Annotated in this window: 18 protein-coding genes; 14 read left to right on the plus strand and 4 right to left on the minus strand. The window is 73.6% G+C overall.

The window, feature by feature from the left end; genetic code table 11:
• Positions 1–171: 171 nt before the first annotated feature.
• Entirely contained in the window at positions 172–1,329 is a 1,158-nt protein-coding gene (locus ACZ407_RS12725) for a hypothetical protein (RefSeq protein ID WP_468127954.1), read from the plus strand.
• A 14-nt stretch (positions 1,330–1,343) separates the two neighbouring features.
• Entirely contained in the window at positions 1,344–2,696 is a 1,353-nt protein-coding gene (locus ACZ407_RS12730; protein ID WP_468127956.1) for a hypothetical protein, read from the plus strand.
• A gap of 78 nt (positions 2,697–2,774) precedes the next feature.
• Here the strand turns inward: ACZ407_RS12730 and ACZ407_RS12735 are convergent, their stop codons facing one another.
• A complete protein-coding gene (locus ACZ407_RS12735) occupies positions 2,775–4,289 on the minus strand; it encodes a peptide MFS transporter (protein ID WP_468127958.1) in 1,515 nt (504 codons plus the stop codon).
• A gap of 463 nt (positions 4,290–4,752) precedes the next feature.
• On the opposite strand from ACZ407_RS12735, the gene ACZ407_RS12740 reads away from it, so the two are divergent.
• The gene (locus ACZ407_RS12740; protein WP_328970136.1) at positions 4,753–5,430 is read left to right on the plus strand and encodes a response regulator transcription factor; all 678 of its coding nucleotides are present in this window, start codon (positions 4,753–4,755) and stop codon (positions 5,428–5,430) included.
• Between the two features lie 15 nt (positions 5,431–5,445).
• Positions 5,446–6,711, plus strand: a complete 1,266-nt coding sequence (locus ACZ407_RS12745; RefSeq protein WP_468127959.1) for an ATP-binding protein — start codon at positions 5,446–5,448, stop codon at positions 6,709–6,711.
• Here ACZ407_RS12745 and ACZ407_RS12750 read toward each other — a convergent pair.
• The gene (locus ACZ407_RS12750; protein WP_468127960.1) at positions 6,708–7,247 is read right to left on the minus strand and encodes a GtrA family protein; all 540 of its coding nucleotides are present in this window, start codon (positions 7,245–7,247) and stop codon (positions 6,708–6,710) included. The genes ACZ407_RS12745 and ACZ407_RS12750 overlap by 4 nt on opposite strands.
• A 133-nt stretch (positions 7,248–7,380) precedes the next feature.
• On the opposite strand from ACZ407_RS12750, the gene ACZ407_RS12755 reads away from it, so the two are divergent.
• The 4 genes from ACZ407_RS12755 to ACZ407_RS12770 all read left to right on the plus strand — a co-directional run bounded on the left by ACZ407_RS12755 (position 7,381) and on the right by ACZ407_RS12770 (position 11,569).
• A complete protein-coding gene (locus tag ACZ407_RS12755) occupies positions 7,381–8,568 on the plus strand; it encodes a 5-(carboxyamino)imidazole ribonucleotide synthase (protein WP_468128058.1) in 1,188 nt (395 codons plus the stop codon).
• Complete coding sequence (purE, locus tag ACZ407_RS12760) at positions 8,565–9,092, plus strand: 5-(carboxyamino)imidazole ribonucleotide mutase (RefSeq protein WP_468127961.1); 528 nt, start codon at positions 8,565–8,567, stop codon at positions 9,090–9,092. The genes ACZ407_RS12755 and purE overlap by 4 nt, the downstream gene beginning before the upstream one ends.
• Complete coding sequence (locus ACZ407_RS12765; protein WP_468127962.1) at positions 9,089–10,297, plus strand: dipeptidase; 1,209 nt, start codon at positions 9,089–9,091, stop codon at positions 10,295–10,297. The genes purE and ACZ407_RS12765 overlap by 4 nt, the downstream gene beginning before the upstream one ends.
• Positions 10,298–10,432: 135 nt before the next feature.
• Positions 10,433–11,569 (plus strand): dipeptidase, encoded by a 1,137-nt coding sequence (locus tag ACZ407_RS12770; RefSeq protein ID WP_468127963.1) that lies wholly within the window; start codon positions 10,433–10,435, stop codon positions 11,567–11,569.
• Between the two features lie 14 nt (positions 11,570–11,583).
• Here ACZ407_RS12770 and ACZ407_RS12775 read toward each other — a convergent pair whose 3' ends face one another.
• Positions 11,584–12,924, minus strand: a complete 1,341-nt coding sequence (locus ACZ407_RS12775) for a UDP-glucose dehydrogenase family protein (RefSeq protein WP_468127965.1) — start codon at positions 12,922–12,924, stop codon at positions 11,584–11,586.
• A gap of 204 nt (positions 12,925–13,128) precedes the next feature.
• Between ACZ407_RS12775 and ACZ407_RS12780 the strand changes: the two genes are divergently transcribed.
• Positions 13,129–14,292, plus strand: a complete 1,164-nt coding sequence (locus ACZ407_RS12780) for an acyl-CoA dehydrogenase (RefSeq protein ID WP_468127967.1) — start codon at positions 13,129–13,131, stop codon at positions 14,290–14,292.
• Positions 14,293–14,386: 94 nt separating this feature from the next.
• Here ACZ407_RS12780 and ACZ407_RS12785 read toward each other — a convergent pair whose 3' ends face one another.
• Positions 14,387–15,064: a tellurium resistance protein gene (locus ACZ407_RS12785; protein ID WP_468127969.1), complete on the minus strand. Its 678-nt coding sequence runs from the start codon at positions 15,062–15,064 to the stop codon at positions 14,387–14,389.
• A 142-nt stretch (positions 15,065–15,206) separates the two neighbouring features.
• On the opposite strand from ACZ407_RS12785, the gene ACZ407_RS12790 reads away from it, so the two are divergent.
• The 5 genes from ACZ407_RS12790 to ACZ407_RS12810 are packed head-to-tail and all read left to right on the plus strand — an operon-like array spanning position 15,207 to position 21,073.
• Positions 15,207–16,709 (plus strand): methyl-accepting chemotaxis protein, encoded by a 1,503-nt coding sequence (locus ACZ407_RS12790; protein WP_468127970.1) that lies wholly within the window; start codon positions 15,207–15,209, stop codon positions 16,707–16,709.
• The gene (locus ACZ407_RS12795) at positions 16,706–17,212 is read left to right on the plus strand and encodes a hypothetical protein (protein WP_468127972.1); all 507 of its coding nucleotides are present in this window, start codon (positions 16,706–16,708) and stop codon (positions 17,210–17,212) included. Before ACZ407_RS12790 ends, ACZ407_RS12795 begins: the two co-directional genes overlap by 4 nt.
• Before the next feature lie 18 nt (positions 17,213–17,230).
• Positions 17,231–17,896, plus strand: a complete 666-nt coding sequence (locus ACZ407_RS12800) for a vWA domain-containing protein (protein ID WP_468127974.1) — start codon at positions 17,231–17,233, stop codon at positions 17,894–17,896.
• A 10-nt stretch (positions 17,897–17,906) separates the two neighbouring features.
• Positions 17,907–20,129 (plus strand): protein phosphatase 2C domain-containing protein, encoded by a 2,223-nt coding sequence (locus ACZ407_RS12805; protein ID WP_468127976.1) that lies wholly within the window; start codon positions 17,907–17,909, stop codon positions 20,127–20,129.
• Positions 20,126–21,073, plus strand: coding sequence for a hypothetical protein (locus tag ACZ407_RS12810; protein ID WP_468127978.1), 948 nt, complete (start codon positions 20,126–20,128; stop codon positions 21,071–21,073). Before ACZ407_RS12805 ends, ACZ407_RS12810 begins: the two co-directional genes overlap by 4 nt.
• Positions 21,074–21,112: the final 39 nt, after the last annotated feature.

Here is a 21,112-nt window from a genome sequence, read left to right on the forward strand (position 1 = left end):
AGGCGCGGCATCCGGACTCCGACCGGGGGCACCCTCCGGCTCGGGCCGAAAATCCGGCCCGGGGGCACATTCCAGCCCGTCCAGGGGGCACCTCCCGGCGGTAGCCGGGGGAGATTGAGGACCGGGGTCCGGGGCGGAGCCCCGGAAAGGGCCCGGGGAGACGCGCCCCGCGTGCTGCGACTCGTCCTGCTTCTCGCCCTGGCCCTCGGCCCGCTCGGCCCGCTCGGACTGCCCGGGGCCACCCCCCGCCCCGCCGCGGCCGCCGAGGCCACCACCCGCCCCGCCGCGGAGGCCACCGTCGAGCTCTCCCTCACCGAGGCGGCCAAGGGCACCGAGATCACCGTCGCGGGCACCGGCTGGCGCCCCCGCACCCTTCTCACCCTGCTGGTCTGCGGCCAGAACATGATCGGCGGCACCAACAGCTGCGCCAACGCCGACGGCCGCGCCGCCACCACCGACGACACCGGGCGCTTCGGCAAGCAGCTGCCGGTGGCCGCCCCGCCCAAACCCTGCCCCTGCGTGGTCGCCGTGGCCACCGTCACCGGCGAGCAGGCACAGGTGCTCGCCCCGCTGAAGATCACCGACCACCCGGTGGCGGCCCTGCCCGCGCAGACCGGCAGCGCCCGGCTCGCCCTGCTCGCCGCACCCCGGCTGGAGGGCGAGGACGGGGTGCTGACCTGGTTCGGCGCCCCGCCCGCCCGCAAGCTCGTGATCACGGTCGGCAACCTCGGCTCCGCCCCGCTCAAGGACCCGCTCTTCCAGGTCGGCACCGCCCACGGGGTCTTCGCCCCGGTCTGGGAGGAACGGCAGTGGCGCGGCACCGTCCCGCCCGGCGGCAAGGCCCGGATCAGCCTCGACGTGGGCCTGACGGCGGGCGCGCACGGGGACTACACCGTCTCGCTCAAGTACGGCGAGAAGCTCCTCGTCCTCCAGCCCTGGGGGGTGGACCGGCCGTACGGGGTCACCCTCTTCTGGATCCTGCTCTGCGTGGTGGTCCCCGCCGGGGTCTTCCGTACCGGCATGGCCGTCGTCGACCGGGTCCGGCCGCGGGCCGGGGCCGGCGGACGGCACCGCGGGGCGGCCCGGATCCCGGAGGCGGCCGCCGCCGTCACCGCGAAGCTGCCGCGGATCCCGGCCGGGCCCCCGGGCCGCCGGCCCGCGGACCCCCGGCCCCCGGCGGTCGCCGGCGGCAGCACGGCGGCCCTGCCGTGGTTCGGCCCCGGCCGCGCCCCGGCGTCCGCCCCGGCCTCCGCACCCGCGTCCGCCCCGGGCGCCCCCCAGACATCCGCACCGTCTGAGAACAGTTCGACGACGAAGGGAACCCAGTGAAGACCCAACGGAGGGTGAGCGCGGCCGTGGCCGCGGTGCTGCTCGGCGGCGCGGGCATCGTGGTGGCGGCCTCGCCCGCCCAGGCCGCCGAGGTCACGTTCAAGGTGAAATGCGTGCCGCCGGCCGGTGGCGGCGGGCCCGTGGAGGGCGAGACCACCGCCAAGATCACGGCTCCGGCCACGGCCAAGGTCGGGGACGTGGTGGACGTGTCGTGGGAGACGGTCAAACCGGCCTCCAACAACACGGACCTGATGGTGATCCCCAAGGACTCGGTCCAGCCCACCGGCTGGATCACCGCGGGCGGCGGCACCGGCGAGTTCAAGCTCGTCGGGGAGAAGAAGAACCCGGAGATCCCGAAGCGGGCGCCGATGGTCATGTCGGTGATGAAGGGCAAGGTGAAGCTCACCAAGGCCGGGAGGATCACGCTGACCCCGGGCAAGTACGACGTGGCCGTCACCTTCCCGTTCGGCACGTACGTGACCAAGTGCGCGCCGGTCGGAAGCGTGGGTGCCGGAGCGACCATCGACGTGTCGGGCGGCTCCAGCGGCGGCACGACCGCGGGCACGACCTCGGGGACCACCTCCGGTACGACCTCCGGCACCACGAGCGGCACGACCAGCGGCACGACCTCGGGCACCACGTCCGGTACGACCTCCGGCACCACCGCCGGTACGACCTCCGGCACCACCGCCGGTACGACCTCCGGCAACACCAACGGCGGCACCGGCGGCCCCGGCGAGGTCAACGGCAAGGCCGTCACCGTCACCTACGACTGCAAGCCCTTCGTCCCGGACCCGATCAAGGCCCCGGCCACGATCAACGCCAAGAAGAACGGCGGCAGCTGGGACCTGACCGTCAAGACCGGCAAAGGGATCATGAAGAGCCCCGCCGACCTGGCGGCCGGTGCCCTCAAGCCCTCCATGAAGATCAAGATCGGCGGGGCCGACAGCGGCACCGTCGTGGTCACCGGCCCGGCCAACGCCACGGCCGTCAAGGCGGGCGATCCCGTGGACCTCGCCGACATGACCGGCACCTACAAGCCGGGCGCCTCCGGCAAGGCCACCCTCAGCCCCGACGAGCTGCTGATCACCGTCTCCGGCAGCATCAAGGTGCCCTGCAAGGCGGTCGCCAGCGGGGTCTCCCTGCAACTGGACACCGCCGCCCAGCCCGGCGGCAGCGGCAACGCCACCAACGGCACCAACGGCAACACCACCACGACCACGAGCACCGGCGGCGGGCTCGCCGACACCGGCGCGGACGACGAGGGCGGCCTCAAGGCCCTCGGCCTGGTCGCCGGCACCGTGCTGCTGCTCGGCGCGGCCGTCTTCACCTTCACCCCCTGGCGCCGGCTGCGCGGCACCAGGTAGGGGGCACGCCGAACGGCCCGGCACACCAGGAGGTGTGCCGGGCCGTTCCGGTACGTCAGGGCAGTGCCCGCGGGTGCGTCAGTGGACGTCGCCCATGAGCGCCTGGACCTTCTTGCGGTACATGTAGACCGCGAGGCCGGCGACCACCGCGAGCGCGGCCTGGAGGCCGATGATGCCCACGCCGTTGAGGTCCACACCGGCGGTCGAGAGCAGACCGGTGGTGCAGTCGCCCGCGGTGACCGCGAGGAACCAGACGCCCATCATCTGGGAGGCGTACTTCTGCGGGGCCATCTTCGTGGTGACCGAGAGGCCGACCGGGGAGAGGCACAGCTCGCCGATGGTCTGGATCATGTAGATCGAGACGAGCCACATCGGGGAGACCTTGGTGTCGCCGCCCGCCATGTTCATCGGAACGATGAAGACGAAGAACGAGGCGCCTACCAGGACCAGGCCCATCGCGAACTTCACGATGGTGTTCGGCTCCTGGTTCTTGCGGGCGAGCCACAGCCACAGCCAGGCGAAGACCGGGGCCAGGGCCATCACGAACAGCGGGTTCAGCGACTGGTACCAGGTGGCCGAGAAGCCGAAGCCGAAGACGGTGTCGGCGGTCTTGGAGTCGGCGAACAGGGACAGCGTGGAGCCACCCTGGTCGTAGATCATCCAGAAGACGGCGGCGGCGATGAAGAACCAGATGTAGCCGGTCATCTTCGACTGCTCGGTGCTGCTCAGGTCCCGGTCGCGCTTGATCTTCGTCAGCACCGCGATCGGGATGATCAGGCCGGCCAGCATCAGCGGGACCATCGCCCAGTTCAGCGTGTACAGGCCCAGGGCCACGACACCGCCGTAGAAGACCGCCACGATGACGGCGACCAGCGCGACCTTGCCGAGGACGGCCTTGCGCTCCTCCGGGGTCAGCGGGTTCGGGACCACGCTGCTCTTCGGGCTCAGGTTGCGGGTGCCGATGAGGAACTGGGCCAGGCCCAGACCCATGCCGACCGCGGCGAGCGCGAAGCCGAGGTGCCAGTTGTGCTCCTTGCCGACCGTGCCGATGACGAACGGAGCGACGAAGGCACCCAGGTTGATGCCGATGTAGAACAGCGTGAAGCCGCCGTCACGGCGCGGGTCCTCGGGACCGTCGTACAGGTGGCCCACCATCGTGGAGATGTTGGCCTTCAGCAGACCGGAGCCGATCGCGACCAGGATCAGGCCGACGAAGAACATCGCCTGCCCCGGCAGGGCGAGCGCCACGTGGCCCGCCATGATCACGAAGCCCGCGACGGTCACCGTCTTGCGGGCGCCCCACACGCGGTCGCCGAACCATCCGCCCGGCAGGGCCATCAGGTAGACCATCGAGACGTACACCGAGTAGATGGCCGTGGCCGTGGCCGCGGTCATCGCGAGGCCGCCGCCCTGGCTGCCCTTGGCTGCGTCGGCACCGCCGGAGACGATGTAGTAAACGAGAAGGGCCCGCATGCCGTAGTAGGAGAAGCGCTCCCACATCTCGGTCATGAAGAGAGTGGCCAGGCCACGAGGGTGGCCGAAGAAGGTCTTCTCGCCGATGCCGGCCGAGTCCTTCGTCAGGCTTGACGCCATGGTCGTTCCTTGCTTCTGCGGGACGCCTCGGCTTCGTGAGCCTGGCAGCGCCCGGTGGGGGGTGGCCGGCACCGGTGCGGAAAGGCCCGAACCCCACGCCCAGGGGCTTCGCTCCGTCGTGGGGAGTGAAGGGACAACCGCATCGGGATCCACACCCAGCGCGCATCTTCGCGCGCGGGGCCCGGCCCATAGGTCGTTCACTGTCCGGTTCCGGACAGAAAGAGAGGCCTTCGCCCGCGTATGCGGCGCAAAGGTCCTCCGATAGTGCATCAGGCGTCTCGCCACCATACGACACGACAGTGCCGGATATGGAAGGACTTGAGATATGGATCACAAGGTTCCGCGGGAACCGTTTCCCCATATTCGAAGGACATTGATTAATTCGGAAGAAGATCCTTAGGGCCTGCGGAGGCCTTGGCGATCACACAACAGGCCACGTCCCGTGCGGACTACCATCACCCACATGACGCGTGTACTGCTCGCCGAGGACGACGCATCCATCTCGGAGCCCCTGGCCCGCGCCCTGCGCAGGGAGGGATACGAGGTCGAGGTCCGTGAGGACGGCCCGACCGCCCTCGATGCCGGCCTGCAGGGCGGAGTCGACCTCGTGGTCCTCGACCTGGGCCTGCCCGGCATGGACGGGCTGGAGGTGGCCCGCCGGCTGCGCGCCGAGGGGCACGGCTTCCCCATCCTCGTCCTCACCGCCCGCGCCGACGAGGTCGACACGGTCGTCGGCCTGGACGCGGGCGCCGACGACTACGTCACCAAGCCCTTCCGGCTGGCCGAGCTGCTCGCCCGGGTCCGGGCCCTGCTGCGGCGCGGCGCCACCGAGCCCGCCCAGCCCCCCGCCACCCACGGGGTGCGGATCGACGTCGAGTCGCACCGCGCCTGGATGGGCGACGAGGAGCTCCAGCTCACCGCGAAGGAGTTCGACCTGCTGCGCGTCCTCGTCCGGGACGCCGGCCGGGTCGTCACCCGCGACCAGCTCATGCGCGAGGTCTGGGACACCACCTGGTGGTCCTCCACGAAGACCCTCGACATGCACATCTCCTGGCTCCGCAAGAAGCTCGGGGACGACGCCGCCAACCCGCGGTACATCGCCACCGTGCGCGGAGTGGGCTTCCGCTTCGAGAAGAGCTGAGCCGCCGGACCCGCCATGCGCCGCCGTCTGATCAATTCCACGCTCGCCGTGGTGCTCGTCGTGATCGCCGTCTTCGGGGTCTCGCTCGTCATCGTCGAGACCCGGACCATCACCAACAGCGCCCAGGAGAGCGTCGACTCCGAGGCGCTGCGGCTGGTCGGCATCGTCGAGTCGTACGTCCTGGAGAAGAAGCCGCTCGACCCCGAATCGCTGGCCCAGCGGCTGGACCCGGGCCGCTCGGCCCGCGTCCTGGTGCCCGGCCGGCCCGCGGTGGAGATCGGCCCGCACATCGACGGCAGCGTCATCCGGGGCAGTGCCCGGGGCGGGCAGGACGAGCTGGTCATCGTCGAGGAGTCCCGGGACACCGTCACCCGCGAGGTGGGCCGCACCCTCGTGGTGGTCGGAGCGGTGGCCCTGCTCGCCGTCGTGGCCGCCGCCCTGCTCGCCGTACGCCAGGCCAACCGGCTGGCCTCCCCGCTGACCGACCTGGCCGAGACCGCCGAGCGGCTGGGCTCCGGGGACCCCCGGCCGCGCCACAAGCGGTACGGGGTGCCCGAGCTGGACCGGGTCGCGGACGTCCTGGACTCCAGCGCGGAGCGGATCGGGCGGATGCTCACCGCCGAGCGGCGGCTCGCCGCGGACGCCTCCCACCAGCTGCGGACCCCGCTGACGGCGCTGTCGATGCGGCTGGAGGAGATCACGGTCACGGACGACCTGGAGACCGTCCGGGAGGAGGCCTCGATCGCGCTCGCGCAGGTCGAGCGGCTCACCGACGTGGTCCAGCGGCTCCTGACGAACTCCCGGGACCCGCGGACCGGCTCCGCCGTCCCCTTCGACCTCGACGAGGTGGTCAAGCAGCAGGTCGAGGAGTGGCGCCCGGCCTACCGCAGCGCCGGCCGGGCCATCGTCCGCTCCGGCAAGCAGGGCCTGCGGGCCGTGGGCACCCCCGGGGCCGTGGCCCAGGTGCTCGCGGCGCTGATCGAGAACTCGCTCATGCACGGGGGCGGCACGGTCGCCCTGCGCACCCGCGTCACCGGCAACCAGGCCGTCATCGAGGTCACGGACGAGGGTCCCGGGGTCCCCGCGGACCTGGGCAACCGGATCTTCGAGCGGACGATCAGCGGGCGGAACTCCACCGGCATCGGGCTGGCCGTGGCCCGGGACCTGGCCGAGGCGGACGGCGGCCGGCTGGAGCTGCTCCAGACCCAGCCCCCGGTGTTCGCGATCTTCCTGAGCCGGACGGCGCCGGAGCGGGTGGAGCCGGAGCGGACGATCCGCTAGCGGGAGCTGCGGACGGTCTGGCGGCGGCCGCCGGACGCGGGCCGGGCCGCGCTCCCGGGGGCCGCGGGAGCGGCCGTTGCGGGCGTTGCGGCCGTTGCGGGCGGCAGCGCCCGGAACACCCAGGTCCGGTACGACCAGAACCGGAAGGCGGTGGCGACGGCGATGCCGAGGAACTTGAAGACGTTGCTCTGCAGGGGGCTGTCCCAGCCCATCCCGTACGTGGCCGCGTAGAGCACACCGTTCTCGATCACCAGGCCCACCGCGCTGAACAGCAGGAACAGCGTCATCTCACGGGTCCGGCCGCCCTTGTCGCGGTCGCGGTACGTGAAGTAGCGGAAGCCCACGTAGTTGAACGCGATGGCGACCACGGTGGCTATGACGCTGGTCCGCACGACCTGGAGGTCGGTGGTGTGCCGCAGCAGGTTGAAGACGCCCAGGTTGACCAGCAGGCCCAGGCCGCCCACGGCACCGAATTTGGCGATCTCCCGGGCCAGTCCGCGCGCCCGTTCGACGAGAGCCGCCCTCGATGCACTCATGGTGATCGTTCAGCCCCTGTCCGGTCGACGTCGTCGACGTCGGTTGCGTCAACCCAGCCCATGGTAGACGGCGGCCCTCCGGTGCGCCCGGGAGCCGCCTTGACCCGCGGCAGACCGGGGACGGAGCCGTGACCTGGGCGCCGGGCCCGGGGCGGGTTCCGGCGGCGGATACCCTGGAGGAGTGACGTTCCCGGTAGTCGGCATGGTCGGCGGCGGTCAGCTCGCCCGCATGACCCACGAGGCGGGTATCCCCCTCGGCATCAGATTCAAGCTCCTCAGTGACACCCCACAGGACTCGGCGGCCCAGGTCGTGAGCGATGTCGTCATCGGCGACTATCGCGACCTGGAGACGCTCCGCGCCTTCGCGCGCGGCTGCGATGTGATCACTTTCGATCACGAGCACGTACCCACCGAACACCTGCGGGCCCTGGAAGCGGACGGAATCCCCGTCCGGCCGGGGCCCGACGCATTGGTGCACGCCCAGGACAAGGGGGTGATGCGCGCCAAGCTCGACGAGATCGGCGCGCCCAGCCCCCGGCACCGGATCGTGAACGATCCGGACGACGTGGCGGCCTTCGCGGCGGAAGGGGACGGGTTCCCCGTCATCCTCAAGACCGTGCGCGGCGGCTACGACGGCAAGGGCGTGTGGTTCGTGCGCAGCGTCGACGACGCGGCGGCCCCCTTCCTGGCCGGTGTCCCCGTACTCGCCGAAGAGAAGGTGGACTACGTCCGCGAACTCGCGGCGAACATCGTCCGTTCCCCCCACGGCCAGGCCGTGGCCTACCCCGTCGTGGAATCCGTCCAGGTGGACGGCGTCTGCGACACCGTGATCGCCCCCGCTCCGAACCTCTCCGAGGAGCTCGCGGGCGAGGCCCAGGCCCTCGCCCTGAAGATCGCCGCCGAACTCGGCGTGACCGGCCACCTGGCCGTCGAGCTCTTCGAGACCACCGACGGGCGGATCCTCGTCAACGAACTGGCCATGCGCCCGCACAACTCCGGGCACTGGACCCAGGACGGCGCCGTCACCTCCCAGTTCGCCAACCACGTCCGGGCCGTGCTCGACCTCCCCCTGGGCGACCCCCGCCCGCGCGCCCCCTGGACCGTGATGGCGAACGTCCTGGGCGGCGACTACCCCGACATGTACCAGGCGTACCTGCACTGCATGGCGCGGGACCCGCAGCTCAAGATCCACATGTACGGCAAGGACGTGAAGCCCGGCCGCAAGGTCGGACACGTGAACACCTTCGGCGACGACCTTGACGACGTGCTGGAGCGCGCCCGTCATGCTGCCGGCTACCTCCGAGGAACAATCACCGAATGAGCACCCCCACCTCCCCCACCTCCCCGGAAGCGCCCCTCGTCGGCATCGTGATGGGCTCCGACTCCGACTGGCCCGTCATGGAGCTCGCCGCCCAGGCCCTCGACGAGTTCGAGATCCCCTACGAGGTGGGCGTGGTCTCCGCCCACCGCATGCCGCGCGAGATGATCGCGTACGGCGAGGAGGCCGCGGGCCGCGGGATCAAGGCGATCATCGCCGGTGCCGGCGGCGCCGCCCACCTCCCGGGCATGCTCGCCTCCGTCACCCCGCTCCCCGTGATCGGCGTGCCCGTCCCGCTGAAGTACCTCGACGGCATGGACTCCCTCCTGTCGATCGTCCAGATGCCGGCCGGCGTCCCGGTGGCCACCGTCTCCGTCGGCGGCGCGCGCAACGCGGGCCTGCTCGCGGCCCGCATCCTGGCCACTCAGGACGCCGACCTCCTGGCCCGCATGCAGGAGTTCCAGCAGGAGCTCAACGAGCAGGCCACCGAGAAGGGCAAGCGGCTGCGCGCGAAGGTCGCCGGATGACCCTCGGGACCTCCGCCGCGTCCCCCGGTGCCCACCCGGGGGACGCCCTCGCCGAGGCCCGGGAGCTGCTCGCCGAGCACCCCGTCGTCGACGGCCACAACGACCTGCCGTGGGCCCTGCGCGAGCAGGTGCAGTACGACCTCGCGCAGCGGGACATCTCCGCGGACCTGACCGGGCTGCTCCACACCGACCTGCCCCGGCTGCGGGCGGGCGGGGTCGGCGCCCAGTTCTGGTCCGTCTACGTGCGGTCCGACCTGGCCGGGGACGCGGCGGTCAGCGCCACCCTGGAGCAGATCGACATCGTCGGCCAGCTCGTGGACCGCCACCCCGGGGACCTCGTACGGGCCCTGACCGCGGACGACATGGAGAAGGCCCGGTCCGAGGGCCGGATCGCCTCCCTGATGGGCGCCGAGGGCGGGCACTCCATCAACAACTCGCTCGCCACCCTCCGGGCCCTGCACCGCCTGGGCGTCCGCTACATGACGCTGACGCACAACGACACCATCGACTGGGCGGACTCGGCCACCGACGAGGCCCGGCACGGCGGCCTCACGGACTTCGGCCGCGAGGTCGTCCGCGAGATGAACCGCATCGGCATGCTGGTGGACCTCTCGCACGTGTCCGCCGACACCATGCGCGACGCCCTCGCGGCCACCGCCGCGCCGGTGATCTTCTCGCACTCCTCGGCCCGGGCGGTCTGCGACCACCCGCGCAACGTCCCCGACGACGTGCTCGCCCAGCTGCCGGGCAACGGCGGGGTGGCGATGGCCACCTTCGTGCCGAAGTTCATCCTCCCCGAGGCCGTGGCCTGGACCGCCGCCGCCGACGAGAACCTGCGCGCGCACGGCTTCCACCACCTGGACACCACCGCGCCCGCGATGGAACTCCACCGCGCCTTCGAGGCGGCCCGGCCGCGCCCGGTCGCCACGGCGGCCACCGTGGCCGACCACCTCGACCACATGCGCGAGGTGGCGGGGATCGACCACATCGGCATCGGCGGCGACTACGACGGGACCGCCTTCACCCCGGCGGGCCTCGACGACGTCGCCGGCTACCCGAACCTGATCGCGGAGCTCCTCACCCGCGGCTGGTCCCGGGCCGACCTGGCCAAACTGACCTGGTCGAACGCGGTACGGGTGCTGCGCGACGCGGAGGCGGTCGCCGCCTCCCAGGCCGCGCTGCCGCCCTCCAACGCACGGCTGTAGCCCGCCGGCGGAAGTGGTCCGGGTGCCCCGCACACGGTGCGGGGCACCCGAACGCCACATCCCACGAGAACACCCGCGTCCCACGTGTCACGGTGGCAACTACTCCCTGCTGCCGCCGAGACCGGAGCGAACGCCATGGCCGACCTGCAGGATGACCAGTCCCCCCTGGGAGCGGAGCCCGGGGCCGTCGGAGCCGACGACGCGCCGCCCCCCACCGCCCCCGCCACCCCGAGCGCGGGCCCGGCCGAACGCGCCGCCGCCCTGCTCGCCGTCCATCCCGTCGCCGACGGGCACAACACCCTCCCGTGGACCCTGCGGCACAGCCCGTACCACGACATCTCCACCCCCGAACCGGGCATGGACACCGACATCCCGCGACTGCGCGCGGGCGGGGTCGGCGCCCAGTTCCTCTCCCTGCTCGTGCCGGGCACCCCGGGCAGCGACACCCCGCCCGGAGCCGGGGCCCCCGCCGCGGAAGCGGCCGCCGGAGCCGCCGCGGACCGGCTCGTCGCCGAGACCCTCGAACAGATCGACGTGGCGCGCACCCTCGCCCGCAGCCATCCCGACGCCCTGCGGCTGGCCCTGTGCCTCGACGACATGGCCGACGCCCGCAACCGCGGCCGGATCGCCGCCTTCCTCGGTCCGGTCAGCGGCCGCACCCTCACCGGCTCCCTCGGCACCCTGCGCGCCTTCCACGCCCTCGGGGTGCGGAGCCTGGCCCCCGCCGGCGCGGCCTGGGCCGAGGAGGGGCTGACCCCCTTCGGCCACGAGGCCGTACGGGAGGCCAACCGGCTGGCGGTGCTGCTGGACCTGACCGGCTGCCCGGACCCGGTGGCCGTGCAGGTCATCGGCTGCTCCAAGGCCCCGGTGCTGTTCTCGCACACCGCGGCGGCCGCCCTGGTCCCGCACCCGCGCAACGTCTCGGACCAGGTGCTGCGCGCGCTGGGCGCGGCCAAGGGGCTGTGCATGATCACCTGCGCGGCCGACCAGACCGGCGAACGGCTCTCCGACGTGGCCGACCACCTCGACCACGTACGGGAGGTCGCCGGACCGGAGTGCGTGGGCCTGGGCGGGGCCTTCGGGGCCGACCCGCCGACCCCCCGCCCCGAGGGGCTCGCGGATCCCTCCGGCTATCCGCGGCTGATCGCCGAGCTGCTCGACCGCGGCTGGCCCGAGGCCGACGTGGCCCTGCTGACCTGGGGAAACGCCCAGCGGGTGCTGAGGGACGCGGAATTCACCGCCCGCGCCGCCCAGCACCGCCGCACGCCGTAGCGCGGGCCGACGGCTCAGGCGCGGGGCCGGCCCATCGCGCGGTACGTCCAGCCGGCCTCGCGCCAGGCCGTCGCGTCCAGCGCGTTGCGGCCGTCGAGGATCAGGCGGTGCGAGACCACCGAGGCCAGCTCCGCCGGGTCCAGCTCGCGGAACTCGCGCCACTCCGTCAGGTGCAGCACCACGTCCGCCCCGCGCGCGGCGGCCACCGCGGAGTCCGCGTAGCCGAGGGTGGGGAAGACCCGGCGGGCGTTGTCCATGCCCTTGGGGTCGTAGACGGTGACCTGGCCGCCCTGGAGGTGGATCTGCCCGGCGACGTTCAGCGCGGGGGAGTCCCGTACGTCGTCCGAGTCGGGCTTGAACGTGGCGCCGAGCACCGCCACCCGCTTGCCGAGGAAGGCGCCGCCGACCGCGTCCCGGGCCAGCTCGACCATGTGCCCGCGGCGGCGCATGTTGATCGAGTCCACCTCGCGGAGGAAGGTGAGGGCCTGGTCCGCGCCCAGCTCGCCCGCGCGGGCCATGAAGGCGCGGATGTCCTTCGGCAGGCAGCCGCCGCCGAAGCCGATCCCGGCCCGCAGGAACTTCGCGCCGATCCGGTCGTCGTGCCCGATGGCCTCGGCGAGCTTGGCCACGTCGCCCCCGGCCGCCTCGCAGACCTCGGCCATGGCGTTGATGAAGGAGATCTTCGTGGCGAGGAAGGAGTTCGCGGCCGTCTTCACCAGCTCGGCGGTCGGGAAGTCCGTCACCACCAGCGGGGAGCCCTCCGCCATGGGGGTCGCGTACACCTCGCGCAGCAGCTTCTCGGCGTGCTCGCTGCGCACGCCGACCACGATCCGGTCCGGGTGCAGGGTGTCCTGCACCGCGAAGCCCTCGCGCAGGAACTCTGGGTTCCAGGCCAGCTCGACGGCGTCCCCGGCCGGGGCCAGCTCCGCCAGCCGCGCGGCCAGCCGGTCCGCGGAGCCCACCGGCACGGTGGACTTGCCGACGACCAGGGCCGCCCGCTCCAGGTGCGGGGCCAGGGACTCCACCGCCGCGTCCACGTAGCTCATGTCGCAGGCGTACTCACCGTGCTTCTGCGGGGTGTTCACGCAGATGAAGTGCACGTCGCCGAAGGCGCCCGCCTCCGCGTACGAGGTGGTGAAGCGCAGCCGGCCGGTGGAGCCCTCGATCCCGGCCGCGTGCGCCTTCAGCAGCTCCTCCAGCCCCGGCTCGTACATCGGGACCCGGCCCGCGGCCAGCATCTCGATCTTCTCGGGGACGATGTCCAGCCCCAGGACCTCGAATCCCAGTTCGGCCATGGCAGCGGCGTGCGTGGCGCCGAGGTAGCCGGTGCCGATCACGGTGATCTTGAGGGCCATGCGCGTGCTCCTGGGGATGCTGCGGTGCGGTGTGCGGCCCCCGAGCATAGTCGGGCCCGTTCGGGGGACGTTTGCCCTGCGGGACCGCGCTGTCACGCAGCTCACGTACGGGGCGCATACCGCTGCGGGGCCGCCGGGCTCTAAGCTGGCATTTCAGCTCTTGTTACTTAACGGTAGTTAGCGTCACTTTGGGAGTGAGACACCTTGGCGGGTAAGGGACAGCCGGAGTTCGACCTGTACCGCGTGACCGAAGAGCACGACATGCTCCGCGAGTCCGTGCGCGCGCTGTGCGAGGCCAAGATCGCGCCGTTCGCGGCCGCGGTCGACGAGGAGGCCCGCTTCCCGCAGGAGGCCCTCGACGCCCTCGTCGCCAACGACCTGCACGCCGTCCACGTGCCGGAGAGCTACGGCGGCGCCGGGGCCGACGCCCTCGCCACCGTCATCGTCATCGAAGAGGTCGCCCGCGTGTGCGCCTCCTCCTCGCTGATCCCCGCCGTGAACAAGCTCGGCTCCCTCCCGGTGATCCTCTCCGGCTCCGAGGAGCTCAAGAAGAAGTACCTGGGCCCGCTGGCCAAGGGCGACGCGATGTTCTCGTACTGCCTCTCCGAGCCGGACGCCGGCTCGGACGCGGCGGGCATGAAGACCCGCGCGGTGCGCGACGGCGACTTCTGGGTCCTCAACGGCGTCAAGCGCTGGATCACCAACGCCGGTGTCTCCGAGTACTACACGGTCATGGCCGTCACCGACCCGGAGAAGCGCTCCAAGGGCATCAGCGCCTTCGTCGTCGAGAAGTCCGACGAGGGCGTCTCCTTCGGCGCCCCGGAGAAGAAGCTCGGCATCAAGGGCTCCCCGACCCGCGAGGTCTACCTCGACAACGTCCGCATCCCCGCCGACCGCATGATCGGCGAGGAGGGCACCGGCTTCGCCACCGCCATGAAGACCCTGGACCACACCCGCATCACCATCGCGGCCCAGGCCCTCGGCATCGCGCAGGGCGCCCTCGACTACGCCAAGGGCTACGTCCAGGAGCGCAAGCAGTTCGGCAAGCCGATCGCCGACTTCCAGGGCATCCAGTTCATGCTGGCCGACATGGCCATGAAGCTGGAGGCCGCCCGCCAGCTGACGTACGCGGCCGCCGCGAAGTCGGAGCGCGTCGACGGCGACCTGACCTTCTTCGGCGCCGCCGCCAAGTGCTTCGCCTCCGACGTGGCCATGGAGGTCACCACGGACGCCGTCCAGCTCCTCGGCGGCTACGGCTACACCCGCGACTACCCGGTCGAGCGCATGATGCGCGACGCCAAGATCACCCAGATCTACGAGGGCACGAACCAGGTCCAGCGCATCGTCATGGCCCGCAACCTGCCGTAGCGCGCCCGCAGCACCCGCCGCACAGGGCCCCCGGCAGCGCGCCGGGGGCCTTCGGCATGTCCGGGCGCCCGGGCCCCCTCTTCGGACGGCCCCCTCACCAGCCGGGGCCGCGCCCGCCCGGCCGGTCCTGGCCCGGCGGGGGCAGCGGGCGTTTGGGCATGACGGTCCACTCCATGCCGAAGCCGTAGGCGCGGTCGATCTTCTCGTGCGGCCCGGCGGTGGCCGTGTTCGTGAACCAGGTGACCTCGCGGCGCACCGCGAGGCTCCCCGCCTGCGGGACCGCCAGCGCGATCGCGCAGCCCGTGGACCCGGCGGGGGAGTCGTCCAGGAGGATGCGGCAGCCCGGGCCGGCCGGCTCCGTCACCGTGACCGAGGCCCCCAGCCGGCGGAAGTCCGCCGAGCCCTCGTAGATGTACACGAAGAACAGCAGCCGGGCGAAGCGCTCGCGCTGAGCCAGGTTCACCCGCAGGGTCTCGCCGTCCGCGCTGGCACCCGTACGGTCGTCCTGGTCGAGGGCCACCCACGGCCACGCGCCCAGTGCGCCGAAGTCGTCGCCCAGCGCCTGCACACAGGTGGCGCTGCCGTCCGTGAAGCGGATCATGCAGCACAGATTGACGTCCGCGCGCGCCGCCGGGAGCCAGTTCAGATTGGCCTGGAGTACACCCCGCCCGCCGATCCTCACCTGCGGGGATTCCCTCGTCAGCAGCCTGCGCGCGGGCTCCTGCTCCCCGCGCAGCCGGATCACTCCGCGCTGCCGATTGTCCGAACTCATGCGCATTCCCCCTGAGCTGATGGATGATCATATGACGCTCTGTCGGTGTGGGCTATGATCCGACGGCTTTCTGTCATGGGGGTGGGGAATGCCCGTAGGGGCACTGGCGACAGCACCCGAGGTCGCCTCACAGCTCAGGAACTTGGCCGCCCGCCCGGGACTCGCCTCCCGGCGCGACGAACTCACGACACTCGCCGACGCCCTCCAGGGGATCGGAGCCGGCGACATCGACCCCTGGACCGAGGTGGACCTCCTGCGCGCCTACGCCCGGCCGGAGAGCCTCGCGGCCCTGGACCCCGGGATACCGGAACCCCTCTGGTGGAACCGCCTGGAAGTGTTCATCGGCGCCCTGGTGTTCGTACCGCTCCTGATCACCTGGTTCGGCCTGAGCCGGGCCACCAGCGCGTACGAGGCCCTGATCGGGGCCGAACCCAAGGCCGCGGCCCGGCCCTTCCTCCAGCTCTGGCAGTCCGGCTTCGAGGGCCGGCTGACGGGAGCCTTCACCTTCGGGCACGTGGCCCTCGCCGCCACCCTCGTCATCCTGCTGCTGTTCGCCCTCGTGAGCGTGCACGGCTGGCGCCGGTCCAAGGCGGAGCGCCGGGCCGAGGACCTCCAGCGCACCTCCGACGCCCTGCTCGCCGAGCTCGTCCCGGCCCTCACCCGGGCCCAGCTGCTCCTCAACGAGCGCCGGCTGTCCTCCCCGCAGCGCTTCGCCGCCGAACTCGCCGGGGCCGCGGCCACCCTCGGCAAACTCGGCGAGCAGGCGCTCAAGGTGCACCGCCGGCTGGACGCGGCGGCCGCCGCCGTCGAGAACGCCGTACAGGGCGCCGAACAGCGCATCGCCCACGTCGAGTCCGCCGTGCGCCCGCTGGAGCTGGCCGTCGGCCGGGTCGAGGCGGCCGTGGCCGGCAACGCCGACGACATCGAGCAGGCCATCGCCTCGCTCACCGGACCGCTGGAGAAGAACGGCGAGCGGCTCGAACTCGCCGTGGCCGAGAGCGGGACGACCGTTCGCCAGGCACTCGCGGACGTACGGACGGTCAACGGCGAGGTGCGCGACGCGCTGAGCTCGGCGGGGGACCGGGTCGAGGACTCCGTCACCGTCCTGGCCGCCGCCCAGCGGTCGTTCACGACGAGCACCGAGATCGCCACCGACATCTCGGTACAGGTGCTCTCCCGCCTCGGCGAGGTCACCGACCGCACCGCGGAGGCCGTCGTCACCTCCCAGCAGGCCGTGCTGCGGCTCGACGAGCAGACCGGGGCGCTGCGCGCGGCCGCCGAGCGGTTCGCCGAGCTGGCCGAGGCCATGGCCGCCCGCCCGGCGGCCGGCGCGGGCCCGCAGGATCCGGCAGCCGGGGGCGCCCGGGGCGCGGGACGCTTCGGCGGGCCGGCCGGCTTCGGTGAACCCGGCGGCTCCGGGGCACCCGCCGGGCACGGGGAGCCGGGACCGCCGCCGTACGCCCCGCAGGACCGGCCCCCGCAGGACCGGCCCCCGCAGGACGGGGTGCCCCGGGACCGGCCCGGTTCCGGCCGCCCGGCGGTCGCGCTCGACAAGACCGGGCCCCGGGACGCCGTACCGCCGCCCCGGGACGCCGTACCGCCCCGGGACGGCCGGCCCGGCCCGCCGCCCGCGGACCCGCGGTGACCGCCCGGCGGCCCCGGCTGCGGGCCCGCCCCCGACCGCGCTTCAACCCGCTGCACCTGGCGGGCTGGCTCTTCGCCGACATGCTCCTCGTGCTCGCCATCGTCGCCATGGGCGACCAGGGCGACCCCGTGCGCGCCGCCCAGGCCGCCCCGCACGCCAAGCCGGGGGCCACCCCCTCCGCCAAGCCGAAGCCGAAGGGCCCGCGCGCGGTGGTCCGCTCCGCGAAGGAGTTCTCGCTCGACGCCGACGCGGGGGACACGGACCGGATCGTGAACCGGATCCGGTCCGGGACCGCCAAGTGGCAGGGCCGGAAGGCGGCGTTCGTGCTGACCTTCGGCCGCAGCCCCGACGTGGGCAGCGGAGTCGAGTACGCCCGCCGCATCAACTCCCTGCTGGCGAAGGCCCGTCCGGACATGTTCACCGGGGCGACCACCCGCGACTTCTTCGTCCAGGGCTCCTCGGGCGGCCACGCGGACATCGAGATCTACTTCTACACGTACTGACAACAGGAGGCGTGCGCCGTGCAGATCCTTCCCTTCTACCTGGTGTGCGACGAATCGGGCTCGATGGTCGGAGACCCGCTCAACAGCATCAACAGCGCCCTGCCGGAGCTCCACAAGGAGATCAGCACCAACCCCACGGTCGCCGACAAGACCCGCTTCGCGCTGATCGGCTTCTCCGACACCGCCACGGTCCTCCAGCCGCTCGTCGACCTCAGCGACATCGACTCGCTGCCCGGGCTCGCCGCCGGCGGGCTCACCGCGTACGGCGAGGCCTTCCGCACCCTGCTGCGCAGCATCGAGACCGACGTGGACGCGCTCAAGGCGCAGGGGCACGAGGTCTACCGGCCGGTGGTCTTCTTCCTCTCCGACGGCGGGCCCACCGACGAGGGCTGGATGGACGCCCACAAGGACCTCACCGAGGCCCGCTACCGGCCGAACATCATCGCCTTCGGCATCGGCGAGGCCGACCGGCACACCATCGGGCACGTCGCCAACTTCCGCGCCTTCATGCAGGAGGACACGAGCGTCTCCCCGGCGGCGGCCCTGCGCGAGTTCGCCGCGAGCCTGACCCGCTCCATCGTCCGCTCCGCCAACAGCATCGCGGCGGACGGCAGCGGGGGCTTCAACCTGGCCGTGGACGACACCGTGCCCGGCTTCACCACCGTGTCCCTCGACAAGCTCTGAGGCGAGCCGCATGCAGCAGGACAAGAGCCCGGACGGCCGCTCCGTCCCGGCCCCGGACGTACTGAACGAGGCCTTCGACAGCCTCCCCCCGGGCATCGTGGGCCGCCACTCCCGCCCCCACCCGCCCCGGTCCCCGGACCCGTCCCGGTCCTCCGGCCGCTCCCAGGCCCCCGGCCCGCCGCACGACTCCGGGCCGCCGCACGGCCCGGAGGCTCCCCACGGCCTGGGCCGGGCCCAGGGCCAGGGCCAGGGGCACGGGCCCGGCCCCACGCAAGGGGCTGCCTGGGGGCAGGGTGCCGGCTGGCCGCAGGCCCCCGGCACCTCGCACGGCCACGGCGGGATCCCGGGCCCCGGCCAGGTCCCGCAGGAGTGGCCGGTCCCGCCCCGGGCGACCGCGGAGGCCCCTGACCCGCGGATCGCCGCGGCCTCGGGGCAGGGCCCCTCCGACCCCTACGACCCGCCCCCGGGCGCGGCCCCGCCGTACGAGGTCCCGGACTACGAGGTCCCCTCGTACGAGGTGCCCCCGTTCGAGGACCCGTCCCAGCGCCTGCACGAGGAGCCCGCCCGCCGCGAGCCGGCGCCCCGGACGCCGTCCCACGAGGAGGACGCCCGAGGCGAGCGGGGCCGCCGCACGCCGTCCGGTGGGGACGGAGCCCACGGCGACCCCGCTCCGGACCCCTCGTCCCGCGCGGACGGCACCCCGGCCGACTCCGCTCCGCAGACCTCGTCCCGCGCGGACGGCCCTGACGGCGCCCCGGCGCCGCGGACCCCGTCCCGTGCCGACGGCGCGTACGCCGAGCCCGCTCCCCGGGCCCCGTCCCGTGCCGACGGCGCGTACGCCGAGCCCGCTCCCCGGGCCCCGTCCCGTGCCGACGGCGCGTACGCCGAGCCCGCTCCCCGGGCCTCCTCCCGTGCCGACGGCGCGTACGCCGAGCCCGCTCCCCGGGCCTCCTCCCGTGCCGACGGCGCGTACGCCGAGCCGGCCCCCCGGTCCTCGTCCCGCGAGGACCGCGTCCACGCCGAGCCCGCTCCCCGGCCCCCGTCCCGCGAGGACCGCGCTCGCCGTGAGCCCGTTCCGCTGGTCTCGTCCCGTGAGGACGGCGAGTACGGCGGGTCCGCCCGCCGGGACCCCGCGGCGGAGCCGTCCGCCGCGGGCCGGCATGCGGCCCCCGCCCAGGACACCGCCCCGGCAGCGGCAGCGGCAGCGGCAGCGGCAGCGGCACCGCCCCCCGCCGAGGAGGCGGTTCCCGCCCCGGAACCGCCCGCCCCCGGCACGGTGCCGGCGGCCCCCGCCGTGCCCCGGCTCGGCGATCCCTGGTTCAGCGGGCCCAAGCCCCCGCTGTACTCGCCCGTGCCCGCCGCCGCCGTGCCCGTACGCGGTGACGCCGATGCCGCGGCCGTGCCGGACCTGGTGGTGGACGGGGCCGCCGAGGGCCCGCTGACCGTACGGGCGGCCTCCGTGCGCGGGGACTCGCACCGGCACCTCGGCGAGCCCCGCCAGGACTCCGTCCTCGTGGCCCGGCTCGGCGAGCCGCGCACCGGCCTGCTGCTGCTCGCCGTCGCGGACGGCGTCGGCTCCGCCCCCCGCTCCCACACCGGCTCGCAGGCCGTCTGCCGGGACCTGGCCGAAGGGCTCGACCAGCACGCCCCGGAGCTGGTCCGCTGCGTGCGCGAACACGACGAGCTGGCCCTGACCGCCCTGGTCAACTCCGTGCTCGGCAGCGTCGGAGAACGCCTCGCCCAGCGGGCCGCCGCCGCGGGCCGCCGCCCCGAGGACTACTCCACCACCCTCCGCGCCCTCCTCGTCCCGCTCGACCCGCAGCTGCGCTCCCGCGGCTTCCTCGCCGTGGGCGACGGCGGCGCGGCCCTGCTGCGCGACGGCGGCTGGTACCTGGACGTGGACACCCCGGCCGCCCCCGACACCGCGCCCGGCGGGGCCCCCGGCGGCGGGGCGGGGATCATCGACACCCGTACGGCGGCCCTGCCCGGGACCCGGCACACCCAGGCCCGGATCCTCGGCCCGTCCCTGCCCGGGGACGTGTTCGTGCTGTGCACGGACGGGCTGTCCACCCCGCTCGCCGGGGACCCCGGCATGCGCGCCTTCCTCGCCGACAGCTGGGGCCCGCACGCCCACGTCCCCGGCCCCGTGGACTTCCTCTGGCAGCTCCAGTACCGGGTGAAGTCCTACGACGACGACCGCACCGCGGTCTGCCTCTGGGAGGGCACGCCGTGACCGTCGCGGACGGGGCCGACGTCCCGCTCGGCAGCCTGCGGCCGGCCCGCAAGATCGGGGACGGCGGGCAGGGCGAGGTGCACACCCTCGAAGGCCTGCCCGGGGTGCTCTACAAGAGCTACCGGGAGCCGCACCGGGTGGCCGGCAGCGCCCTGACCGACCTGGTCGCGGTCCGCCAGGCCCTCGGCCCGGCCGACCGCGACCGGCTGGACGCCGGGACCGCCTGGCCGCTGTGCCGGGTGACCGACGGCCACCGGGTCACCGGCTTCCTGATGTACGAGGCGCCCGCCACCCTGACCTGGACCACCGCGGACGGCACGACCAAGCTCACCGAGCTCGCCTACCTGCTGCGGCCCGCCAAGGCCGCCTGGAAGGGGGTGGAGCAGCCCGGCCCGACCGAGCGCTACACCCTGGCGGTGGCCCTGGTCGAGCTGCTGGAGCGGCTGCACGCCATGGGCCTGGTCCTCGGCGACCTCTCCCAGGCCAACGTGCTGTGGACGGTCCGGCCCGCCCCGGCCGTCCACCTGCTCGACTGCGACGGCCTCCGGCTCGCCGGCCGGCCGCCCGTGCTCGCGCAGGCGGACACCCCGGACTGGAACGACCCGAAGGCCCCGCCCGGCCAGGCGTCCGTGGACAGCGACCGCTACAAGGCCGCCCTCGCCGTGGGCCGGATCCTCTGCCAGGACGCGTACGTGGCCCCCGGCGCCCACCTGAACCTGGTCCCGGGGGTTCTCGACGACCGCCGCGAGCACGCCGTCCGCCGACTCCACGAGCAGGCGGCCGGGGCCCACGGCACCCGCCCCCACCTGGGGCAGTGGCGGGTGGCCCTCGCCGGCCGGGACGCCATCCGGCTGGCGGCCGCCGAACCGGCCCCGCGGCCGCCGATCGACCCGGCGAAGTTCGACGGGGTCCGCCGGCGCGCCCCCATCAACCTGCGCGACTGACGCGCAGACGCACGACTGCCCCGCCGCCGTCCCCGGCCG

The organism is Streptomyces sp. NPDC030809, from assembly GCF_055572195.1.